The organism is Marinobacter sp. LM1, assembly GCF_042763285.1.
In the GTDB taxonomy this organism is placed as follows: Bacteria; Pseudomonadota; Gammaproteobacteria; order Pseudomonadales; family Oleiphilaceae; genus Marinobacter; species Marinobacter nauticus.
In genome coordinates this window covers 3,328,067-3,349,272 of record NZ_CP114373.1, presented here as the reverse complement: position 1 = coordinate 3,349,272, position 21,206 = coordinate 3,328,067, and the positions used below count along the sequence as shown (strand labels likewise).

Genomic DNA, 21,206 nt, shown 5'->3' with positions numbered 1-21,206 from the left:
CTGCTCCCGCTGGCCGTTAATGGGATTTCCGGACGCGCAGGTACCACTCGGCGAGCAAGCGAACCTGTTTCTCGGTGTACCCACGGTCAACCATGCGTTCCACAAACTGCTTGTGCTTCTTCTGGTCTTCCTGGCTGGCCTTCGGATTGAAGGAAATCACCGGCAACAGGTCTTCGGTGTTCGAGAACATCTTCTTCTCGATCACGCTGCGCAGCTTCTCGTAGCTGAGCCAGGACGGATTCTTGCCGCCGTTGTTGGCCCGGGCCCGCAGCACAAAGTTGACCACTTCGTTGCGGAAGTCCTTCGGGTTGGATATGCCCGCCGGTTTTTCGATTTTCTCCAGCTCATCGTTGATGGAGGAACGGTCCAGAATCTCGCCGGTTTCCGGGTCCCGGAACTCTTGATCCTGAATCCAGAAATCGGCATAGGTGACATAGCGGTCGAACAGGTTCTGGCCGTACTCGCTGTAGCTTTCCAGATAAGCCGTCTGGATTTCCTTGCCAATAAACTGGACGTAGTGGGGCGCCAGGTATTCCTTTATGAAGCGCAGGTATTTTTCCTGCAACTCCGGCTGGAACTGTTCCTGTTCGATCTGCTTTTCCAGCACATAGAGCAGGTGCACAGGGTTGGCGGCAATCTCGGTGGTGTCGAAATTGAATACCTTTGACAGGATCTTGAAGGCAAAGCGGGTAGACAGACCGTCCATGCCTTCCATCACCCCGGCAGCATCCCGGTACTCCTGGATGGACTTGGCCTTGGGGTCGGTGTCCTTGATGCTCTGGCCGTCGTATACCTTCATTTTGGAGAAGATGCTGGAATTTTCCGGCTCCTTGATCCGCGACAGCACCGAGAACTGGGCCAGCATATCAAGAGTGTCGGGTGCGCAGGGCGCTCCGGACAGTGAGCTGTGCTTCAGCAGCTTGCGATAGATTTCAATCTCCTCAGTGACCCGCACACAGTAGGGCACCTTGACGATGTACACCCGGTCCAGGAAGGCTTCGTTGTGCTTGTTGTTGCGGAACGTCTGCCACTCGGATTCATTGGAGTGGGCCAGGATCACGCCGTCGAAGGGCACCGAGCCCATGCCCTCGGTGGTGTTGTAGTTGCCTTCCTGGGTGGCCGTCAGTAGCGGATGCAGCACCTTGATCGGTGCCTTGAACATTTCCACAAACTCCATCAGCCCCTGGTTGGCTTTGCACAGGCCGCCGCTGAAGCTGTAGGCATCCGGATCATCCTGGGAATAGTCTTCCAGCATGCGGATGTTGACCTTGCCCACCAGGGCCGAGATGTCCTGGTTGTTGTCGTCGCCCGGCTCGGTCTTGGATACACCGATCTGGTCCAGCACCGAGGGGTAACGTTTAACCACCCGGAACTGGCTGATGTCGCCGCCAAACTCATGCAGGCGTTTGACTGCCCAGGGTGACATGATGTTTTTCAGGTAGCGGCCGGGAATGCCGTATTCCTCTTCCAGAATCGGGCCATCCTCGGCCGGGTCGAACAGGCCTAGCGGGCTTTCGTTTACCGGAGAGCCTTTGATGGCGTAGAAGGGGACCTTCTGCATCAGGGCCTTGAGTTTCTCGGCCAGGGAAGACTTACCGCCGCCAACGGGGCCGAGCAGGTAGAGAATCTGCTTCTTCTCCTCCAGACCCTGGGCTGCGTGGCGGAAGAACGAAACGATGTTTTCGACGGCATCTTCCATGCCGTAAAACTCGTCAAATTCGGGGTAACGCTTGATGACTTTGTTCGAGAAGATGCGTGACAGGCGGGGGTCACGGGAGGTATCGATCAGTTCTGGTTCGCCGATGGCAATCAACATCCGCTCCGCGGCGGTGGCGTATGCCGTTGGGTCCTTTTTGCAGATCTCCAGGTATTCCTCAAGGGAGTATTCCTCCTCCTGAGTCTGTTCATACCGGTCTTTGAAGTGCTGCAGAATGCTCATAGATGGCCCCTCGCTTACTCTTGCCTGTTATAAGTTCACGCAATGTCCCCGTCGCTGTTTCGCCGCCTGTCCCGGCGGTGTCTCTGGTAATGGAATGAATGGGATGGTGTTAAGCAGGTATACGTTATCCGGAGGTTTCCGGCCTGCTTATTCTGAGCTTAGTTCAGAGTTCGAGGGTTGGACAGTGGGCAGTCAAATTAGGTTCATTAAATTATGTTATGGGCGGCAAGCCAGGGGCTTGCCGCCCATGATTGCAGGTTATTTCTTGACGAGGGTAAACACGCTTTCCGTGGCGCCGTTTCTCAGGCCGCGACGTTTGGCAAACGGGTTGTCACGGGCCATGTCCCGTTTCAGCACGTGGTTGATTTCGTAGTCCTCGCCGTAGAGCCTGAACACTTCGTCGTCGGTAACATTGAACGGCGGGCCCTGCATTTCCGAGCTGTCGTAATCCAGCGTGATCAGCAGGATTCTGGTGTCGTCCGGAATAATAGCGGTGAGATGATTGACATAGCTCTTGCGCATTTCCGGGGGCAGGGCGATCAGGGCAGCCCGGTCGTACACCAGGCGAATGTGTTTGAGGTCGTCCGGCACCAGCTGGAAATAATCCCCACACCAGATCTGCAGGTCGTCATGGCGGAAGGTGGTAAAGGGTTCACCCGGGTGAACGCTGGCTTTCTCCTGCGCTTCCTCGAAAAAATCCTTGCAGGCAACCTCACTTAACTCCACGCCGATAATCGGATGTCCGCGATCGTGCAGCCACCACATGTCATGGGCCTTGCCGCACAGGGGAACGAACACGGCGTCGGTGCCGTTGCCTGCCAGTTCGGGCCAGTGGTCATGCAGGTACTGATTAACCGTGCCTTCGTGGAAGCCGATTTGGTCTTTTGCCCAGCGTTCGTGCCAGAATTCGTGTTCCATGGGTAGCCTCCCGGAGATTGATCGTTTTCCTCAGTCTACCTTAATCTGTGGGGTCGATGAGTCAGGAGAAAAGTATGAAAGCCGTTTTTCTGGATGCCGCAACATTGGGCGAGGATGTGGATCTGAGCCCCATTGAAAACATTGCCGGTGGACTGACCTACCACCCGCGTACCAACCCGGAGCAGGTGATTCAAAGAATCCAGGGCTTTGATACGGTGCTGGTGAACAAGGTGGTGCTGAACGGCGAACATTTTGAAGCCTGCCCGGAACTGAAAACCATCGCGGTGGTGGCAACCGGTCTCAATAACATCGATCTGGAGGCGGCCAAGGCCCACGACATCAAGGTAATGAACGTTACCAATTATGGCCGTTCCACCGTGGCCCAGCACACCATGGCTCTCATCCTGGCACTGGCCACCCGGCTGCTGGATTACAACCGGGGTGCCCGCAACGGCCAGTGGGCCAAAAGCGATATGTTCTGCCTGATGGACTACCCGATTATGGAGCTGGAAGGCAAAACGCTGGGCATTGTCGGCTACGGCGATCTGGGCCAGGGTGTGGCGGAACGGGCAAAGGCGTTTGGCATGAACATCGTCCTCGGCTGCCGGCCCGGCCAAGAGCCTGGCGAGGTGGATGGCTACCCTCGAATTCCGTTGGATGAACTGTTGGTGCAGGCTGATGTGCTATCACTCCACTGCCTGCTGACAGAAGAAACCCGCAACATGATTGGCGCCCGGGAACTGGGTTTGATGAAGTCGTCGGCACTGCTGATCAACACCAGTAGGGGCGGCTTGGTTGATGAATCGGCTTTGGCTGACGCCTTGCGGAATGGCGATGTGGCCGGTGCGGGCTTTGATGTGCTGACCGAAGAACCTCCCCGCAATGGCAACCCGCTGCTGGCAGACAATGTTCCCAATCTGATTCTGACCCCACACTCGGCCTGGGCGAGCCAGGAGGCGCGGCAGCGAATTGTGGAGATTACGGCGCGTAATCTGGCGTCGGTTACCTGAAGTCGGGTGAAGGAAGCCCACCATCAGGAGGATTTGTCCGGGTGTACAACAAATACCCGGTTTCCGGGTTGTTTACTGACAGCTGCCTGATAAGCTTGAAGAAACACTGACAAGCAGGATGTTACGTGGCTTCCACCCAGATGAAAGAGCGGCTGCAGGCTGCTGAAGACTGGATACTGTCCAATTCCAACCCACCGCAGACCTGGCCCTGGACCTGGCTGTATAAATCCGGGCGCTCGGCTTATGCCCTGATCCGCGATGTGATCAGTGGTCAGTTGACACTGCACGCCATGAGCCTGGTTTACACCACGTTGCTCAGCATTGTGCCGTTGCTCGCCCTGAGCTTTTCCGTGCTGAAGGCGCTGGGTGTGCACCAGCGCATGGAGCCATTCCTGTACCAGTTCTTCCAGCCGATGGGCCCACAGGGTGTGGAGGTGGCTGAGCGAATCCTGGGTTTTGTCGATAATATGAAAGTCGGTGTGCTGGGCTCGGTGGGTTTGGCCCTGTTGGTGTACACCGTCATTTCCCTGGTTCAGAAAATCGAGCGCTCGTTCAACATGATCTGGCGGGTGCCGGAAATGCGCTCCATGGCGCAGCGTTTCAGTAACTATCTGAGCGTCATCATGGTAGGCCCCTTGTTGATGGTTTCGGCTATCGGGGTAACCGCTACCATCTTTTCTTCAGAAATCGCGCAGGACCTTATGGCCATCGAGCCCTTTGGTTCGCTGATTGTCCTTGCCAGTCGTTTCACACCGTTTTTCCTGGTGGTGGGCGCGTTCACCTTTGTTTACATCTTTATTCCTAACACCCGGGTGAAGCTGCGCTATGCGTTTATCGCCGGGCTGGTGGCGGGGGTGTCCTGGCAGGCTGGCGGTATGCTGTTTGCCTCGTTCGTGGCCGGTTCTGCCAAGTATGCGGCCATTTACTCCGGTTTTGCGGTAGGCATCATTCTGCTGATCTGGACCTATCTGAACTGGATGATCCTGCTGCTCGGCGCCAGCCTGGCGTTCTATCTGCAGAACCCGGGGGCCGTGGCCAAACGCCGCAATGTTCAGCTTGCACCGGAATTGCAGGAGCGGGTAGGGCTTGCCCTGATGTGGATGGTGGCCAAGCCATTCAGCCGTGGTGAACCGGCGCCTCAGCAGGAGTCTCTGGAGCAGCAGTTGAGGATTCCCGGCGAAGTCACCCGCAAGATCAGCGACAAGCTGATCCGCGCCGGGTTGCTGAATCTGGCGGGGCGCGATGGCGATCAGCTGGTTCCAGGGCGAACACTGGACCTGATTACGGTCGGCAGTGTACTGCGGGCTGTGCGCAAGGACGAAGACCGGGTGGTGGATCGTCTTCCAGCCGGGGCCATGCCGCGGGAGTTGATCGATCTGGCGCCCACCAGCGATGACGTCAGTTTTGCCAGTCTGCTGAATGCCGGTACACCGCCCGGTGCGGACATTGTCAAAGCACCGGAGTCAGGTCCGAACCTGTGAACTTTTGCCTTCCTGGAGCATTCTGAGCAATACCGTACGTACCCTGCCCAGTTGCTCCGGGGAAAGGTGCACAATACGAATCAGATTTTCTTCCGACAGGTTCCTCTGGCGGGCATGGCGCAGCACTTCCCGGGTGCCCAGAAGCAGGCCGTCGGTCAGTGCGGAGTGGGCCTGCCGCGGCGCCGGCCGTTCCGCCGACAGCAGCCAGGCATGGTATTTGGGCGGCAGATTCCAGACATTCGCCAGTAGCTGACAAGTGGCCCACTGATAGCGGGCCAGGGCCAATCTCAGCAACGCCGGCTCCGGTTCACTGCCAGAGCCCCTGGTGCGGTAGATACGCCCCAGTTCCCTGCGAATGGTGATGTACGCCAATGCTGGCAGCAGGCCAACCATGAAGTGGGCGCTGGTGTCGTCCCGGTGAATCTTGGCAATCATTTCCGCCGCTCGGGCGCAGGTCAGGCCCCAGCGCCAGGATCGTTGTGCGAATAGCGCTTCCCGACTGTTCCTGGCCGCCATCATTGGCCGCATCACCGCTGCCGCAATTACGTTCCGGATGCCATCCACGCCTAGCACAAACACCGCCTGATCCACGGACTCAATCACATGGTCACCGGGGCGGAAATAGGGGCTGTTGGCCACCTGAAGCAGTTGGTCGGTCAGTGACGGGTCGCTCAGAATGATTCGGGTAAGCTCTTTGCGTTCGGTCGTTTCATTGGACAGTGCCCGCATCAACATGGGTAAGCTGCCAGGCTTCCTGGGCAGTTCTTCCATTTCGTTCATTTGCAGGCGCCGCTCGAGCTCGGCCAGTTCCTTTTCGCCACTATCTGTGCCGGACCGAAGTCGCGCGGGTTCCACATCCAGCAGCCAGGTGAACAGGTGCTCTTCCAGCTGGCCGACAATGTCGCCTTCATCGTTGCTCTGGCCGGACTGGCTGGTACTGGAAGGATTAAAGAGCCGGGTTTCGGACGCAGCCTGCGGAACGGGTTGAGTGCTGTTGAACAGGCCTGATATCCAGGAAAAAAAGCCCGGCATCCTTTGCCTCCGGATAGCGTGTATAAAGAATGGACTGGTTATCTGGCCAGTATAGTAGCCTAATGCAACCCTGCACAGCCCTGACAACGATCAGAAAAAGGACTCGCCAAAGACAAAGACCAGTTGGCACACACCGGCCACCAGACCCAGGAAGGCGCCCACCAGAATCAGTTTGATCTCGTCTTCCTGGAAGCACGGGCGCAGCAGATCCTGGAATTCTTCCGAGGACAGGGCATTCATCCGCTCCACCATGATGGACTCCACCGCCCGGGCACGGTCTCGCTCGAACACGGGGTTGTTGAAGGAACTCTGGGATATCGCGATGGCTTTTTCGCCCACCTGGTTTTTCAGGGTGGCAAAACCCGTTGGGCCGAATGCCATCTGGGTCAGGGCCTTGCCCATGCCTGCGGTTTCATCCACCAGTGGTTTGATGTGCTTTTTCACCATGTTGCGGGCGCGGTCACCTTTGGGTCCTTCGAGGATGGCGTTGATGATGTTGCCCACGGTCAGTATCTCGTGGGTCACGATGTGACAGAAGGATTCTGCCACTTCTGGCTGGCGCTTGAGGAACAGGCCCTGGATTCGCAGAGGGCCGACCTTGTGTTCATGCAGGGGCCGGAAGATTACATTCAGCGCAATCCAGTTGGTGGCCCAGCCCACAAGGAGCCCGAACAGAGGCAACACCCAGATGGCCGGGTACAGGTACCAGACTCCCATCTGGATAATGCCGAACAGGAAGCCGAAGTAGAGGCCGGAATTGATGATGAAGCGGAACTCCACGTCGCCACACTCCAGAAATATCCGGTTGAGCAGCTTTTTATCCCGGGCCAGGCGTTCGATGACCATGCCTTTGATGTCGAGCAGGTCTTCAATGTTGTCTGAGATGTCTTCAACCAGGTTGTCGACCAGTTGTGGGGTGGATTTGCGTACCCGGTCGTAGACCATTTTGCGGGCCGAGGCGGGCAGGTTTTCCCAGAAGGTGGGGTATTCCCGCAGCATGAGTTCGTCGACATATTCCTCGATGCGGGGGTCGACGGTGTAGATGATGTGGGCGGCCAGGACTTTTGGGTCGATCTGTTCGAAGATCTCCTGAACGGTACCGATTTTGGAAATGGTGGCATCCACGCTTTTGGCCGCCATTTTGCGGGCTTTGGAGGGAATAATGCCCTGCCAGCCCAGAAGCGGTGGCTTGCCGATGAACTCCAGAGGGTAGAAGGTCATTTTGATGGCGAGCCAGTTGGTGCTCCAGCCGATGAGGGCGGCGATCACGGGGATGCTGAGGTATTGCCAAAATTCCGGATTGGTAAGTAGGTCTGTCATCCTGGACTCGCATGTTTATTTGTTTTACCGAAGCCTCGGTGATTTGCAGCCGGTTGCGGTAGGGCTTTCCAAAACACGCTGTTAATACGTCCATGTACGCTCCGCTCCGCCATCCATGGCTCCGCAGGGTTTTGGAAAGCCCTACCGCAACCAGCTGCTCAAGTGCCGGTGGTAGCTTCAGGCTTTTTTGTCAGACAAGAATAATGTTGATCGCCCCCTTGTCTGTCAATGACTGGGATGCCAGGACGTGACGCCATGAATAGTCACCCGGCTGTCTCAGGCGCCGATATCTCCCCAGAGCCACTGGCACAGGGCGATGGCGGCAACCGGTGCGGTTTCGGTGCGCAGTACCCGGGGGCCCAGGGCAACAGGCAGAAAGCCGTGACTTTCGGCCAGGGCGATTTCTTCGGCGGTCAGGCCGCCTTCGGGGCCGATCATCAGGGCGATGCTGGAGGGCTTTTCGAGGGTGTTCAGGGACCGTTCGGTGCGATGGTGTAGCACCAGGCGCAAGTCACAGGCCCGGGCGTGTTCCAGCCACTGTTGCACGGTCATAACCGGCTGTATTTCAGGAACCCGGGCCCGGCCGCACTGTTCGGCGGCGCTGATGGCAACCTGTTGCCAGTGCCGAAGGCGTTTGTCTTCCCGGTCGCCTTTGAGTTTGACGTCGCAGCGTTCGGTGGTCAGCGGCACGATTTCGCTCACGCCCATTTCCACTGCTTTTTGTACGGCGTAGTCCATGCGGTCGCCCTTGGACAGGGTCTGTGCCAGTACTACTCTGAGGGGCGATTCTGTTTCGTTTCCAGCGGCTTCCGTGACTGCCACCAGCACGTGTTTCTTTCCGGCTTCGGTAATGGTGGCGTGATAGTCATGACCATCACCGTTGAAGAGCAGAAGTGCCTGGCCTGCCTGCATGCGCAGGACCCGGCCCACATGGTTGGCGGCGTTGTCGTCCAGCTGGCACTGGCTGCCGACAGCCAGGGGGCTGTCGGTGAAGATGCGAGGGATTCTCATGGCGGCGGTTCTCAGTCCTTGACCGCGATTTCGATGCCTTCGGTGGCCACCTGAGCCAGATGGCGAATCTGTTCTTCGGTGATCACGTAGGGCGGCATGAAGTACAGCACGTTACCCAGGGGGCGCAGCAAGGCCTGGCGGGTGAGTGAATGCTTATACACTCTGATGCCACGGCGCTCCTGCCAGGGGAACGGGGTTTTGCTGGCTTTGTCTTTAACCATTTCAATGGCCATGGTCATGCCGTGCTGGCGGATGTCGCCCACGTTCGGGTGGTCGGCCAGATGGGCAACGGACTCGGCCATACAGCGGGACAGCTGGCGGTTGTTTTCGATGACGTTCTCATCCCGGAAGATGTCGAGCGTGGCCAGGGCGACGGCGCAGCCGATGGGGTTGCCGGTGTAGCTGTGGCTGTGCAGGAAGGCGCGCATGGTTTCGTAGTCGTCGTAAAAGGCGTTGTAGACGTTGTCGGTGGTGAGCACCACGGACAACGGCAGGTAGCCGGCGGTCAGGCCTTTGGACAGGCACATGAAATCGGGGGTGATACCAGACTGTTCACAGGCGAACAGCGTACCGGTGCGGCCAAAGCCGACGGCAATTTCATCCGCGATCAGGTGCACCCCGTAACGGTCGCAGGCTTCCCGCAGTTTGGTGTGGTAAACCGGGTGGTGCATGCGCATGCCACCGGCGCACTGGATCAACGGCTCCACCACCACAGCGCAGATTTCGTCGTGTTTCTCGGCCAGCAGTTTGTCCATGGCCTCGAACTGGCGCAGGGCGTAGTCTTCATCGGTTTCGCCCGGCTCTTTGTTATACGCGTCTGGTGAGGGGGCGGTCAGCACTTCCATCAGCAGCGGCTGGTAGGTGTCCTTGTACAGGGCCACGTCGCCCAGGGCCAGCGCGCCCAGGGTTTCGCCATGGTAGCTGTTGCTGAGGTTTACGAAGTTCTTCTTGCCCGGTTTGCCGTGGTTTTTCCAGTAGTGATAACTCATCTTAAGGGCAGCTTCGATGGCCGAGGAACCATTGTCGGCATAGAAACACTTGTTCAGGCCTTCCGGTGTTACCTCGATCAGCCGTTCTGACAGATTAACCACTGGCTCATGGCTGAAACCGGCCAGAATGACATGTTCGAGCTGGCCGATCTGTTCCTGAATGGCGGAATTGATGCGCGGATTGGCGTGGCCGAACAGGTTAACCCACCAGGAGCTGACGGCGTCGATGTAGCGGTTGCCCTCAAAGTCCTCCAGCCAGACACCTTCGCCCCGTTTGATGGGGATCAGGGGCAGGGTCTCGTGGTCTTTCATCTGGGTGCACGGGTGCCACACGGATTTGAGATCCCGTGCGACCAGATCGGCATTGCGCATTGTTGTCTCCTGTCAGCTCCCGGACGGTTTTGTTCGGTTCGTTAAAATCCTCACATGATACTTGCCCGGGCCATCGCTTAACAGCGCCAGAATGTGAACCAATCGGTCTGGCTTGCTTGCCCGGTTTGCTTGCCCGCCCGGCCAATGTTGCCACGCCGGGCGACCGCAACAATAGGGGTAAGACAGGTTCGGAGGTAATCATGGAACTCAATCTGGAGCACCCCTACGAGCGGGGGCTTGATCAGGTGATCGAGCGTTTCTTCGATGAGGCGCATATTCGCAACAAAAACGAGCAACTGGGTGCCCGCAATCTCAAGGTGACCGAGCTGAAAAAGGACGAAATGTCGGCCAAACTGGTGATCGAGCGGGAAATGACCGCCTCGGCACCGGTGCCGGGTGTGCTTTCCGGTTTCCACCGGGAATGGAACCGGGTGCGGCAGGAAGAGCACTGGTTCCGCAAAGACGATTACGAGTGGCACTGCGAGTTTCGGGTGCGCATTGACGGCGTGCCGGCGAAGATCAAGGGCGCGATGCGGCTGTTGGGCAACGGCGACCGTTGTATCAACTACGTGAGCCTGTCGGTGCTGTGCGAGGTGCCGTTTCTGGGCCGGAAGATTGCGAAGTTTCTGGCGGATGACTCCCACGCCAAGATTGAACGTGAGTATGACGTCATCCGCCAGTTGCTTTAAACGCGAGGGTCAGTGAGCCAGTACCCGGGACAGGAATGCCTGGGTGCGCTCATTCTGAGGGTTATCGAACACCTCGTCGGGTTTGCCTTCCTCGACAATCTGGCCTTCGTGAATGTAAATCACCCGGTCGGCCACCTCGCGGGCGAAGCCCATTTCATGGGTGACGACCATCATGGTCATACCTTCTCTGGCCAGCTCCCTCATGACATCCAGTACTTCCCCGATCATTTCCGGATCCAGCGCTGACGTGGGTTCGTCGAACAGCATCAGCCTGGGTTCCATGGCCAGAGCCCGGGCGATGGCCACCCGCTGTTGCTGGCCGCCGGATAGCTGGCTGGGGTATTTGTCGGCCTGATTGCCGATGCCGACACGCTCCAGCAGGCGTTCGGCGGTGGCGTTGGCAACCACTTCGGCCGTTCTTTTCACCTTCATGGGCGCCAGCATGATGTTCTTTCTTACCGTCAGGTGTGGGAACAGGTTGAACTGCTGGAATACCATGCCGACTTCCTTGCGGATTTCGGCGAGGGCCTGCTGGTTGCCGCCTTTCGGCGCCAGTTTCTGGCTGTCTACTTCCAGTGTGCCGGATTCAAATTCTTCCAGGCCGTTAACGCAGCGGATCAGGGTAGATTTGCCGGAGCCACTGGCCCCGATGATCACCACGACTTCGCCCTGTTCTACGGTCAGGTCTATATCTTTCAGGACATGCAGCTTGCCGAAGTACTTGTTCATGCCCTTCATCTTTACGATCTGAGTCATTACCCGGGCTCCTTCAGACAGACGCAACGCCGCGGCGTTCAAGCAGCCGCAGAATCAGGGACAGGGACAAGGTTATGGCCAGGTACATAAGGGCCACTACGAAGTAAACCTCGAAGGCGGTAAAGGTGTTGGCGATATACACCTGGCCCTGGCGGACCAGTTCGCCCACGCCGATCACCGAGAACAGCGAGGTGTCCTTGATGCTTACGATAGCCTGGTTTCCGAGCGGCGGGATCATGCGCCGGAAGGCCTGGGGCCAGATAATCGACCAGAAGGTCTGGGTGCGGGACAGCCCCAGAGACAAGCCGGCTTCGCTCTGGCCTTTGTCGATAGACTGCACGCCACCGCGCACCACTTCGGATATATAGGCGCCGGAGTTCAGGGCGATCGCGGCAATACCGGCTGTCAGCGGGTCGATGGGGCCGCCGACCAGGTCCGGCAGGCCGTAGAAGATAAACAGCACCTGCACCAGGATGGGGGTGCCGCGAAAAATTTCGATATAGGCGGTTGCCGGCCAGCGCAGGAACCATTTTTTGTTGATGCTGAGCAGGCCAAAAACGATGCCGAGTACAAAACCGATGGCCAGGCCACCGAAGGAAATCATCAGGGTGTAGGGAATGCCCTTGGCCAGGTAGGGAATGGAATCAATGGCCGCTTGCCAGTCAAATTGAAACTGGAATTCCACGGTGTGTTTCTCCGTTGGGTTGGGAGGAGGCGCCCGGGGCATTGTGTGCCCCGGGCGGGTCAAGTGGAGGTTTACTTATCTTCAGGCATCGGGCCGAACCATTTTTCGTAAATGGTTTTGTAGGTGCCGTCTTCCTTGATTTCTGCCAGGGCCTCGTTAACCGGGCCAACCCATTCGCTACCTTTTTTCAGGGCGATACCGTACTGCTGGCCTTCATACAGCGGGCCTACGGTTTTCACCTTGCCTGCGCCGCGGGTGCTGGCGAAGTAGCCTACGTTCGGGGCGTCGTAGAACACCGCATCTACCGCGCCGGACATCAGCGCCATATACATGTCGGAGCTGCCGGGGTAGGGGGTTACGCCGTCGTTATCGTCCAGGTTCTTGGTGAGGAAGTCGTAGCTGGTGCTACCAATCTTGGTGCCGACTTTCTTGCCTTCCAGGTCAGACATTTCCTGGGTGCCATCGTCTTTGCGAACCAGGATGCGCAGGCCGGAATCGTAGTAAGGGTCGGAGAAATCGACGATTTGCTTACGCTCATCGGTAATGGTGATGCCGGCAATGGCAATGTCGACGTTGCCGGTTTGCAGGGCCGGGATAATACCGTTGAAATCCATGGTGTTCAGGTCGTAATCAAAGCCCGCACGCTCGGCGACTTCGGCGATGATTTCCATGTCGAAACCGATCATTTCGCCGGTTTCCTGATCCATCATTTCAAACGGGACGAAGCTGGGGTCGGTGACTACGCGCAGGGTCTCTGCGCTTACCGACGTGGCGGCGACAGACAGTGCCAGGCCAGCGCCCAGGGTTTTAAGCCATGTTGTACTCATGCTTGCTCCTTTCTCTTATTGTGGTTCCGTCTGCCCGGTAAGGCAGGCTGCGCTATGACCGGTTTGTTCGGTATTGCACAGGGAACATTGATGGGGATGCATCAGATACAGGTTAGCCCATCTTGAAAGGATTTGCAGGAAATCAGGTGGTTAGAAAACGAAAGAGGGGCCGAAGCCCCTCTTTGTACTGCTTTGAAGAATGCCTTAGAAAGCAATCTTTTCGCGGTCGCTGATGCCCAGATTCTTCCAGATGGAAAGGCTGGGTTCAGCCTGGTTCAGGGTATAGAAGTGCAACCCCGGAGCCCCGGCTTTCAGAAGCTTTTCGCTCATTTCGGTGACCACTTCTTCACCAAACTTGCGGATGCTGTCGGTGTCGTCGCCGTAGGCTTCGAGCTGCTTGCGGATCCAGCGAGGGATTTCCGCGCCGCACATGTCAGAGAAACGCACCAGGCTGGAGAAGTTGACGATGGGCATGATGCCCGGCACCACCGGAATGGTGACGCCCATCTTCTCCAGACGGTCGATGAAATAGAAGTAGCTGTCGGCATTGAAGAAGTACTGGGTGATGGCGCTGTTGGCACCGGCCTGTACTTTGCGCGCGAAGTTCTTCAGGTCTTCCTCGGCATTGCGGGCCTGGGGGTGAAATTCCGGATAGGCGGCCACTTCCAGGTTGAAGTGATCACCGCTGTGGTTCCGGATGAATTCCACCAGCTCGTTGGCATACCGCAGCTCACCAGACGCCCCCATGCCCGAGGGCAGATCGCCGCGCAGAGCAACGATCCGGTTGATGCCGTTCTCTTTATACAGATCCAGCAGCTCGCCGATCTCTGCGCGGGTGCCACCCACGCAGGACAGGTGCGGTGCCGTGGAAATGCCCTGCTTGTGCAGGCTGAGCACGGTTTCAATGGTGCGGTCCCGGGTGGAGCCGCCAGCACCGAAGGTGACCGAGAAAAAATCCGGGTTCACCTCGGCCAGTTGGTCGCGCACAACTTGAAGTTTCTCCTTGCCCTGATCGGTCTTGGGCGGGAAAAACTCGAAGCTGAAGCGGCGTTTGAATTGCTTCTGGGATTCCATGATCGTTTCCGCTTAGTACCTGTAGCTTTCCGGCTTGTACGGGCCTTCGACCGGTACGCCGATGTATTTTGCCTGCTCCGGAGTCATCTTGGTGATCACGCCACCAAAGCCTTCCACCATGGCGCGGGCCACTTCCTCGTCCAACTGCTTGGGCAGAACCTGAACGTAAACGCCCTTGGCCTTGGAATCTTCCGGCAGATCGGCAAACTTGCGCTCGAACAGATACATCTGCGCCAGCACCTGGTTGGCAAAGGAGCCATCCATGATGCGGGACGGGTGACCGGTGGCGTTGCCAAGGTTCACCAGACGGCCTTCGGACAGCAGGATCAGGTGGTCGTTGCTGGCCTTGTCGCGGTAGATCACGTGCACCTGCGGCTTGACCTCGTCCCACTCCCAGTTCTTGCGCATGTAGGCGGTATCGATTTCGTTATCGAAGTGCCCGATATTGCATACCACGGCGCCGCTCTTCAGCGCTTTCAGCATGTTGGCATCGCACACGTTGACGTTACCGGTGGTGGTTACCAGCAGGTCGGTGTTGGCCAGCAGATCCTTGTTGATGCCCTGCTCGGTACCGGTGTTCACGCCGTCAATGTATGGGGATACCACTTCAAAACCATCCATGCAGGCCTGCATGGCGCAGATCGGATCCGCCTCGGTGACTTTAACGATCATGCCTTCCTGACGCAGAGACAGGGCAGAACCCTTGCCCACGTCGCCGTAGCCGATCACCAGGGCTTTCTTGCCGGACAGCAGATGGTCGGTAGCACGCTTGATGGCGTCGTTGAGGCTGTGACGACAACCGTACTTGTTGTCGTTTTTGGATTTGGTCACCGAGTCGTTGACGTTAATCGCCGGGATCTTCAGGGTGCCGTCACGCAGCATTTCCTGCAGGCGGTGTACGCCGGTGGTGGTCTCTTCGGTTACGCCGTGGCAGTTGGCGATCACCTGCGGGTATTCCTTGTGCAGCAGCTCGGTCAGGTCGCCGCCGTCGTCCAGGATCATGTTCGGCTCCCAGCCGTCTACGTCCGCACCGACGGTCTTGTGCAGGCACCACTCGTATTCTTCGTCAGTCTCACCTTTCCAGGCAAACACGGGGATCCCTTGCGCTGCGATGGCGGCAGCGGCCTGATCCTGGGTGGAAAAGATGTTGCACGATGACCAGCGAACGTTGGCGCCCAGCTCCACCAGGGTTTCGATCAACACGGCGGTCTGGATGGTCATGTGGATGCAGCCCATGATGTTGGCGCCTTTCAGCGGCTGCTCCGCTTTGTACTTCTCGCGCAGTTTCATCAGGGCGGGCATTTCGCCTTCGGCGATCTTGATTTCCTTGCGGCCCCAGTCGGCGAGGGTGATGTCGCGGACTTTGTAGTCCTGGAAGTCATTCAGTTTTTCGGCCGGAGTGCTCATGGTGTTCTCCTGTCAGTTTGGTTTGGGCGTATTCGGTGAAATGGAATACGCCCAGTTATCCGGAATGGTCTGTTCAGATGCCCGCAGCGTCTTTCAGGGCTGCCGCACGGTCAGTCTTCTCCCACGGGAACGCGGTGAAGGTCTTGCCGCCAACGGTCATCTCGTACGGATCACGGCCGAAGTGGCCGTAAGCTGCGGTGGCCCGGTACATCGGGTGCAGCAGGTCCAGCATGTTGGTGATCGCGTACGGGCGCAGGTCGAAGTGCGCGCGAACCAGGTCGATGATCTTGTCGTCGCTGATCTTGCCAGTACCGAAGGTGTTCAAAGAAATGGAGGTCGGTTGCGCTACACCGATGGCGTAGGACACCTGGATCTCGCACTTCTCGGCCAGGCCGGCGGCGACGATGTTCTTGGCGACGTAACGGCCGGCGTAGGCAGCAGAACGGTCAACCTTCGAGGGATCTTTGCCGGAGAAGGCGCCACCACCGTGACGGGCCATGCCGCCGTAGGTATCTACGATGATTTTGCGGCCAGTCAGGCCGCAGTCGCCCACCGGGCCACCGATTACGAACTTGCCGGTCGGGTTGATGTGGAACTGGGTGTCTTTGTGCAGCAGTTCAGCCGGCAGGGTGTGCTTGACGATCAGTTCCATCACCGCTTCTTTCAGGTCGGCCTGGGTGACGTCGGGGTCGTGCTGGGTAGACAGAACCACAGCATCGATACCCACAACCTTGCCGTTCTCGTAGCGGCAGGTGACCTGGCTCTTGGCGTCCGGACGCAGCCACGGCAGCAGGCCGCTCTTGCGGGCTTCGGCCTGGCGCTGAACCAGGCGGTGGGAGAAGGTGATCGGCGCCGGCATCAGCACGTCGGTTTCGTTGCTGGCGTAGCCGAACATCAGTCCCTGGTCGCCTGCGCCCTGGTCTTCCGGCTTCTGGCGGTCAACGCCCTGGGCGATGTCGACGGACTGTTTGCCGATGATGTTGATCACACCACAGGTGTCGCCGTCGTAGCCTACTTCCGAGGAGGTGTAGCCGATGTCTTTGATCACACCGCGTACCAGGTCTTCCAGATCGACCCAGGCGCTGGTGGTGATTTCACCGCCGACGATGGCCACGCCGGTCTTGACCATGGTTTCGCAGGCCACGCGCGCGTGCGGATCGTCGGTCAGGATGGCGTCCAGTACCGCATCGGAAATCTGGTCGGCCAGTTTGTCCGGATGGCCTTCGGAGACCGATTCGGAGGTGAAGATGTTGTAGTCAGACATAGGTGTGCTCCTCTTGAGCGATTGCAAATTCGTACCGGCTCCGTCCTGTTTGACCTACCGGCTGCCTTGGTTGTTGTCAGGGCATACGTAAAACTACCTACACCCATATCAAAAGTTTTTGATATTCCTGTGACGGCGATTGGTTACGCCGCTTCCGTACTCTTCCAGAATTCTCTTACCTGTACCTGGAACCCGTTGCGCAGGCCTATAAACAGCTGTTCGCCAGCGGTCAGCCCGGCGTCTGCCGCCCAGGAAGTCAGTTCTTCCGGCTCGAAGCCCAGCCACAGGTCGCCGCAGTTTTCTTTGGCCCAGTCCTGGTCGTGACTGCACAGATCACTGACGACCAGACAACCGCCACTGTTCATCAGGGCTGCGGCGTCCAGAAAAATGTCCGCGGGGCTGGGCACATGATGCAGCACCATGTTGGCTACAATCAGGTCAAAGGCGTCGCCCCGCGCCAGCAGGGTGTCGGTCACGCCTTCGATCAGGTCGACGTTGTTCAGGTGTTCCTCTATGCAGGTGCGTGTTGCCTTGGCCAGCATGTCTTTGCTGTTGTCCAGGCCCACTACATGCTGGAACAGCTCCGACAGTACCGGCAGGAACCCGCCTTCACCCGGTCCGATTTCCAGAACGCTCTGCCATGACTGCCTCGCTGCACGCTTGCGAATCAGTTCCGCGGTAGGCTCGGCGTACAGGTCAAAGGCTGCAATCAGTTCCTGCTGTTCCCGGAATTGTTCGGAGTGTCGGGAGAAAAAGGCCTGGGACTGTCCCGCTCGCTGCTCTCGTATGGCTTCAATCTTTTCATTCAGGTGCCGGGGCAGGGCAACCCTGTCGACGGTTTCGAAAATCTGGCGGATCGCCTGGTCGGCCAGTTTGTCACTGTCCAGATTCAGCGGGCGACGATAGAAAATGGCATTGCCTTCCCGCTGGGGCTCCAGCAAGCCGGCCTTGTGCATCACTTTCAGGTGATGGCTCATGCCGGACTGGCGCATGTCGAACATCTGGCTCAGCTCCAGCACACCGAAGGTGTCCCGCCGCAGCACCCGCAGGATTTCCAGGCGCAGGGGGTCGCCGCTCGCCTTGAAGATCGGGGCCAGTACGTCCACAGAGGACAATTCGTTCGCATGTGCATTGAGTGAGGTCATGGTTGGCAAGTGTAGGGGCGTTCGGTTGGTCGATCAATAGCCATATCAAAATTTTTTGATATAGATTTATGAGTTCTGTGAAATCAGTCGGTTTGGTGATTTTGTGCCGGCTTCATCGGAAAACCACTACATATGGATTTGCCCCGGCATACCCTAATCGGCGAAAATACGCGCCTTCTTTTTGAGCAGTATTTGCAGCTTGAAGTCTTTTCCTGAAAAACACTGGAGAATTGTCAATGCCGTCCCGTAAAGATCTCGCCAACGCCATTCGCGCGCTGAGCATGGATGCGGTTCAGAAAGCCAAGTCCGGCCACCCGGGTGCGCCCATGGGTATGGCGGATATCGCCGAGGTGCTGTGGAACGATTACCTCAGCCACAACCCGGCTAACCCGCACTGGGCCAACCGTGACCGCTTCGTGCTGTCTAACGGCCATGGCTCCATGCTGCAGTATTCCCTGCTGCACCTGAGCGGGTACGACGTCAGCATTGATGACCTGAAGAACTTCCGTCAGCTGCACTCAAAAACACCGGGCCATCCGGAATACGGTTATACCCCGGGCATCGAGACCACCACCGGCCCGCTGGGGCAGGGCATCGCCAATGCTGTTGGCTTCGCGCTCGCCGAGAAGGCACTGGCTGCCCAGTTCAACCGTCCGGGCCACGACATTGTTGACCACTACACCTATGCGTTCCTGGGCGACGGCTGCCTGATGGAAGGGATCTCCCACGAAGTCGCCTCTCTGGCCGGCACCCTGGGCCTGGGTAAACTGGTGTTCTTCTATGATGACAACGGCATCTCCATTGATGGTGAAGTCGAAGGCTGGTTCACCGACGATACGCCCAAGCGTTTCGAGTCCTACGGCTGGCAGGTTATTCCCAACGTTGATGGCCACGATTCCGATGCCATCCGCGCGGCCATCGAAGCCGCCCGTGCCAACACCGCACAGCCCACTATTATTTGCTGCAAGACCATTATCGGCTTCGGCTCGCCCAACAAGCAGGGCAAGGAAGAGTGCCACGGCGCCCCGCTGGGTGACGATGAAATCACTCTGACCCGCGAAGCCCTTGGCTGGCAGCACGGCCCGTTCGAGGTGCCGTCCGAGATTTACGCAGCGTGGGATGCCAAAGAAAAAGGCCAGGCTGCCCAGAGTGCCTGGGAAGAGAAATTTGCGGCCTACGAGAAGGCTGAGCCGGAGCTGGCCGCCGAGTTCAAACGCCGCATGGCGGGCGACCTGCCGGCAGACTTCGCCGAAAAAGCCCAGGCCTATATCCAGGAATGCCAGGACAAGGGCGAGACCGTTGCCTCCCGTAAGGCGTCCCAGAATTCCCTGAACGCCTACGGCCCGCTGCTGCCGGAACTGATGGGCGGCTCTGCCGACCTGGCCGGTTCCAACCTGACTATCTGGTCGGGCTGTAAAGGCGTGACCAAGGAAGATGCCTCCGGCAACTACATCTATTACGGTGTGCGTGAATTCGGCATGGCGGCCATCATGAACGGTATCGCTCTGCACGGTGGCTTCGTGCCCTACGGCGCCACCTTCCTGATCTTCATGGAATACTGCCGTAATGCCGTGCGCATGGCCGCACTGATGAAGCAGCGCTCCATCTTTGTCTTCACTCACGACTCCATTGGCTTGGGCGAAGACGGCCCGACCCACCAGCCCATCGAACAGCTGGCCAGCCTGCGCACCACCCCGAACATGAGCACCTGGCGCCCGGCCGACACCGTGGAGTCTGCGGTGGCCTGGAAAGCGGCCCTGGAGCGCAAGGATGGCCCGACGGCCATGGTCTTCTCCCGTCAGGGACTGCCGCACCAACAGCGCGATGCCGAGCAGCTGGCGAATGTGGCGAAAGGTGGTTACATCCTGTCTGACAGCGAAGGCACGCCGGAGCTGATTCTCATCGCCACCGGCGGCGAAGTGGGCCTGGCCCAGGACGCTGCAGCCAAGCTGCGTGAGCAGGGCAAAGCGGTGCGTGTTGTATCCATGCCCTCCACTGACGTATTCGATGCCCAGAGTGCCGAGTACAAACAGCAGGTGTTGCCGCTGGAAGTCACCAACCGCATCGCCATTGAAGCGAGCATTGCGGACTATTGGTACAAGTACGTGGGCCTGGACGGTCGCATCGTTGGCATGACCACCTTTGGTGAATCTGCGCCGGCCGGTGAGTTGTTCAAGGAGTTCGGCTTTACTGTCGACAACATCCTGGAAGTGGCTGACGAACTGCTGGACGCCTGATGACCAACGCAACGCCGTTTCGAATTGCCATCAACGGGTACGGCCGCATCGGCCAGTGCGTGTTGCGGGCCCTTTATGAAAACGGCTATCGCGACCATCTGCAGGTGGTCGCGATCAACGAGTTGTCGGATATCGACACCATTGCCCACCTCACCAAATACGACTCCACCCACGGGCGGTTTCACGGTGAGGTGGCCGTGGATGGCGATAACCTGGTTGTGAACGGCGACCGCATCCGCGTATTGCGTCATCCTGAACCCGAGGAACTGCCCTGGCGACTGCTGGATGTGGATCTGGTGCTGGAATGCTCCGGCGCCTATTCTGACCGGGCCACGGCGGAAAAGCATATTGAAGCCGGTGCCCGGCGCCTGCTGTTTTCCCAGCCGGGCGATCCGGATGTTGACCGCACGGTGGTCTTCGGCATTAACGACGGGGACCTGAACGGTCAGGACGTGATCGTAGCTGCCGGCTCCTGCACCACCAACTGCCTGGTACCGGTCATCAAGGTCCTGGACGATGCCTTTGGCGTAGAGCAGGGCAGCACCACGACGATTCACGCCGCCATGAACGACCAGCCGGTCATCGATGCCTACCACCATCAGGACCTGCGCCGTACCCGAAGTGCCCTGCACAATATTGTGCCCGTGGACACTGGCCTGGCCCGCGGTATCGAGCGCTTGTTGCCTCATATGGAAGGCCGTTTCAGCTCGGTTGCCATGCGCGTGCCAACGCTGAATGTCTCTGCTATAGACATGGTGGTTAACGTGGGTGAGCCGACCGACATAGCCACAGTGAATCAGTTGCTGTGCAGTGCATCCGCAGGCTCATTGAAGGGTATCCTCGGCTATACCGATGAACTGCTGGCCAGTTCTGACTTCAACCATGATTCCCATTCCGGCGTGGTCGACGGCGGGCAGACCCGAGTCACCGGCGGCACCATGGTGAAAGTGTTGTGCTGGTTTGACAATGAGTGGGGCTTTGCCAATCGCATGCTGGATGTCAGCAGAACCTGGTTGAGCAAAACCTGAAGAATAATGTGGGGCTGATCCC

Annotated in this window: 18 protein-coding genes; 5 read left to right on the top strand and 13 right to left on the bottom strand. The window is 58.2% G+C overall.

The window, feature by feature from the left end; genetic code table 11:
• Nucleotides 1-16: 16 nt before the first annotated feature.
• Both OZ656_RS15725 and tmpT read right to left on the bottom strand, forming a co-directional pair.
• Nucleotides 17-1,939, bottom strand: a complete 1,923-nt coding sequence (locus tag OZ656_RS15725) for a PrkA family serine protein kinase (RefSeq protein ID WP_011786498.1) — start codon at nt 1,937-1,939, stop codon at nt 17-19.
• A 258-nt stretch (nt 1,940-2,197) separates the two neighbouring features.
• The gene (gene tmpT, locus OZ656_RS15720; RefSeq protein WP_278350445.1) at nt 2,198-2,857 is read right to left on the bottom strand and encodes a thiopurine S-methyltransferase; all 660 of its coding nucleotides are present in this window, start codon (nt 2,855-2,857) and stop codon (nt 2,198-2,200) included.
• A 74-nt stretch (nt 2,858-2,931) separates the two neighbouring features.
• Between tmpT and OZ656_RS15715 the strand changes: the two genes are divergently transcribed.
• Nucleotides 2,932-3,867 (top strand): D-2-hydroxyacid dehydrogenase, encoded by a 936-nt coding sequence (locus OZ656_RS15715; protein WP_278350444.1) that lies wholly within the window; start codon nt 2,932-2,934, stop codon nt 3,865-3,867.
• A gap of 125 nt (nt 3,868-3,992) precedes the next feature.
• Nucleotides 3,993-5,348: a YihY/virulence factor BrkB family protein gene (locus tag OZ656_RS15710; RefSeq protein ID WP_023012223.1), complete on the top strand. Its 1,356-nt coding sequence runs from the start codon at nt 3,993-3,995 to the stop codon at nt 5,346-5,348.
• Here the strand turns inward: OZ656_RS15710 and OZ656_RS15705 are convergent.
• The 4 genes from OZ656_RS15705 to OZ656_RS15690 all read right to left on the bottom strand — a co-directional run bounded on the left by OZ656_RS15705 (nt 5,331) and on the right by OZ656_RS15690 (nt 10,072).
• Nucleotides 5,331-6,380 carry an HDOD domain-containing protein gene (locus tag OZ656_RS15705; RefSeq protein WP_278350443.1) on the bottom strand — a complete coding sequence of 350 codons (1,050 nt, stop codon included), beginning with the start codon at nt 6,378-6,380 and terminating at the stop codon, nt 5,331-5,333. The genes OZ656_RS15710 and OZ656_RS15705 overlap by 18 nt on opposite strands.
• Before the next feature lie 90 nt (nt 6,381-6,470).
• Nucleotides 6,471-7,700 carry a hypothetical protein gene (locus tag OZ656_RS15700; protein WP_228223726.1) on the bottom strand — a complete coding sequence of 410 codons (1,230 nt, stop codon included), beginning with the start codon at nt 7,698-7,700 and terminating at the stop codon, nt 6,471-6,473.
• A 276-nt stretch (nt 7,701-7,976) separates the two neighbouring features.
• On the bottom strand, nt 7,977-8,711 hold the full coding sequence (locus tag OZ656_RS15695; protein WP_278350442.1) for a 16S rRNA (uracil(1498)-N(3))-methyltransferase: 735 nt from the start codon (nt 8,709-8,711) through the stop codon (nt 7,977-7,979).
• Between the two features lie 11 nt (nt 8,712-8,722).
• A complete protein-coding gene (locus OZ656_RS15690; protein WP_226609403.1) occupies nt 8,723-10,072 on the bottom strand; it encodes an adenosylmethionine--8-amino-7-oxononanoate transaminase in 1,350 nt (449 codons plus the stop codon).
• Between the two features lie 200 nt (nt 10,073-10,272).
• Between OZ656_RS15690 and OZ656_RS15685 the strand changes: the two genes are divergently transcribed.
• Nucleotides 10,273-10,761, top strand: a complete 489-nt coding sequence (locus OZ656_RS15685; protein WP_228223728.1) for a DUF2505 domain-containing protein — start codon at nt 10,273-10,275, stop codon at nt 10,759-10,761.
• 9 nt (nt 10,762-10,770) lie between these two features.
• On the opposite strand, the gene OZ656_RS15680 is transcribed toward OZ656_RS15685, so the two are convergent.
• The 7 genes from OZ656_RS15680 to OZ656_RS15650 form a co-directional block, all read right to left on the bottom strand.
• Nucleotides 10,771-11,517, bottom strand: a complete 747-nt coding sequence (locus OZ656_RS15680; RefSeq protein WP_278350440.1) for an amino acid ABC transporter ATP-binding protein — start codon at nt 11,515-11,517, stop codon at nt 10,771-10,773.
• 13 nt (nt 11,518-11,530) lie between these two features.
• Entirely contained in the window at nt 11,531-12,202 is a 672-nt protein-coding gene (locus OZ656_RS15675) for an amino acid ABC transporter permease (protein WP_022989728.1), read from the bottom strand.
• Between the two features lie 71 nt (nt 12,203-12,273).
• Nucleotides 12,274-13,029: a transporter substrate-binding domain-containing protein gene (locus OZ656_RS15670; RefSeq protein ID WP_278350439.1), complete on the bottom strand. Its 756-nt coding sequence runs from the start codon at nt 13,027-13,029 to the stop codon at nt 12,274-12,276.
• A 204-nt stretch (nt 13,030-13,233) separates the two neighbouring features.
• A complete protein-coding gene (gene metF, locus OZ656_RS15665) occupies nt 13,234-14,103 on the bottom strand; it encodes a methylenetetrahydrofolate reductase [NAD(P)H] (protein WP_278350438.1) in 870 nt (289 codons plus the stop codon).
• Between the two features lie 12 nt (nt 14,104-14,115).
• A complete protein-coding gene (ahcY, locus tag OZ656_RS15660; RefSeq protein WP_278350437.1) occupies nt 14,116-15,510 on the bottom strand; it encodes an adenosylhomocysteinase in 1,395 nt (464 codons plus the stop codon).
• 73 nt (nt 15,511-15,583) lie between these two features.
• Nucleotides 15,584-16,774, bottom strand: coding sequence for a methionine adenosyltransferase (metK, locus tag OZ656_RS15655; RefSeq protein WP_023008553.1), 1,191 nt, complete (start codon nt 16,772-16,774; stop codon nt 15,584-15,586).
• A gap of 143 nt (nt 16,775-16,917) precedes the next feature.
• Entirely contained in the window at nt 16,918-17,919 is a 1,002-nt protein-coding gene (locus OZ656_RS15650; protein ID WP_022992441.1) for a metalloregulator ArsR/SmtB family transcription factor, read from the bottom strand.
• A 236-nt stretch (nt 17,920-18,155) separates the two neighbouring features.
• Here OZ656_RS15650 and tkt point away from each other — a divergent pair, with 236 nt between their 5' ends.
• Nucleotides 18,156-20,156, top strand: coding sequence for a transketolase (gene tkt / locus OZ656_RS15645; protein ID WP_278350436.1), 2,001 nt, complete (start codon nt 18,156-18,158; stop codon nt 20,154-20,156).
• Nucleotides 20,156-21,184: a type I glyceraldehyde-3-phosphate dehydrogenase gene (locus OZ656_RS15640; protein WP_278350435.1), complete on the top strand. Its 1,029-nt coding sequence runs from the start codon at nt 20,156-20,158 to the stop codon at nt 21,182-21,184. The genes tkt and OZ656_RS15640 overlap by 1 nt, the downstream gene beginning before the upstream one ends.
• Nucleotides 21,185-21,206 lie beyond the last annotated feature (22 nt).

Bases quoted from the DNA above. Each gene is read 5' to 3' on its own strand.
- OZ656_RS15695 (WP_278350442.1), bottom strand. From the start codon at position 8,711: ATGAGAATCCCTCGCATCTTCACCGACAGCCCCCTGGCTGTCGGCAGC.
- metF (WP_278350438.1), bottom strand. From the start codon at position 14,103: ATGGAATCCCAGAAGCAATTCAAACGCCGCTTCAGCTTCGAGTTTTTC.
- metK (WP_023008553.1), bottom strand. From the start codon at position 16,774: ATGTCTGACTACAACATCTTCACCTCCGAATCGGTCTCCGAAGGCCAT.
- OZ656_RS15670 (WP_278350439.1), bottom strand. From the start codon at position 13,029: ATGAGTACAACATGGCTTAAAACCCTGGGCGCTGGCCTGGCACTGTCT.
- OZ656_RS15705 (WP_278350443.1), bottom strand. From the start codon at position 6,380: ATGCCGGGCTTTTTTTCCTGGATATCAGGCCTGTTCAACAGCACTCAA.
- OZ656_RS15650 (WP_022992441.1), bottom strand. From the start codon at position 17,919: ATGACCTCACTCAATGCACATGCGAACGAATTGTCCTCTGTGGACGTA.
- OZ656_RS15725 (WP_011786498.1), bottom strand. From the start codon at position 1,939: ATGAGCATTCTGCAGCACTTCAAAGACCGGTATGAACAGACTCAGGAG.
- tmpT (WP_278350445.1), bottom strand. From the start codon at position 2,857: ATGGAACACGAATTCTGGCACGAACGCTGGGCAAAAGACCAAATCGGC.
- tkt (WP_278350436.1), top strand. From the start codon at position 18,156: ATGCCGTCCCGTAAAGATCTCGCCAACGCCATTCGCGCGCTGAGCATG.
- OZ656_RS15715 (WP_278350444.1), top strand. From the start codon at position 2,932: ATGAAAGCCGTTTTTCTGGATGCCGCAACATTGGGCGAGGATGTGGAT.
- OZ656_RS15700 (WP_228223726.1), bottom strand. From the start codon at position 7,700: ATGACAGACCTACTTACCAATCCGGAATTTTGGCAATACCTCAGCATC.
- OZ656_RS15685 (WP_228223728.1), top strand. From the start codon at position 10,273: ATGGAACTCAATCTGGAGCACCCCTACGAGCGGGGGCTTGATCAGGTG.
- OZ656_RS15640 (WP_278350435.1), top strand. From the start codon at position 20,156: ATGACCAACGCAACGCCGTTTCGAATTGCCATCAACGGGTACGGCCGC.
- OZ656_RS15680 (WP_278350440.1), bottom strand. From the start codon at position 11,517: ATGACTCAGATCGTAAAGATGAAGGGCATGAACAAGTACTTCGGCAAG.
- ahcY (WP_278350437.1), bottom strand. From the start codon at position 15,510: ATGAGCACTCCGGCCGAAAAACTGAATGACTTCCAGGACTACAAAGTC.
- OZ656_RS15690 (WP_226609403.1), bottom strand. From the start codon at position 10,072: ATGCGCAATGCCGATCTGGTCGCACGGGATCTCAAATCCGTGTGGCAC.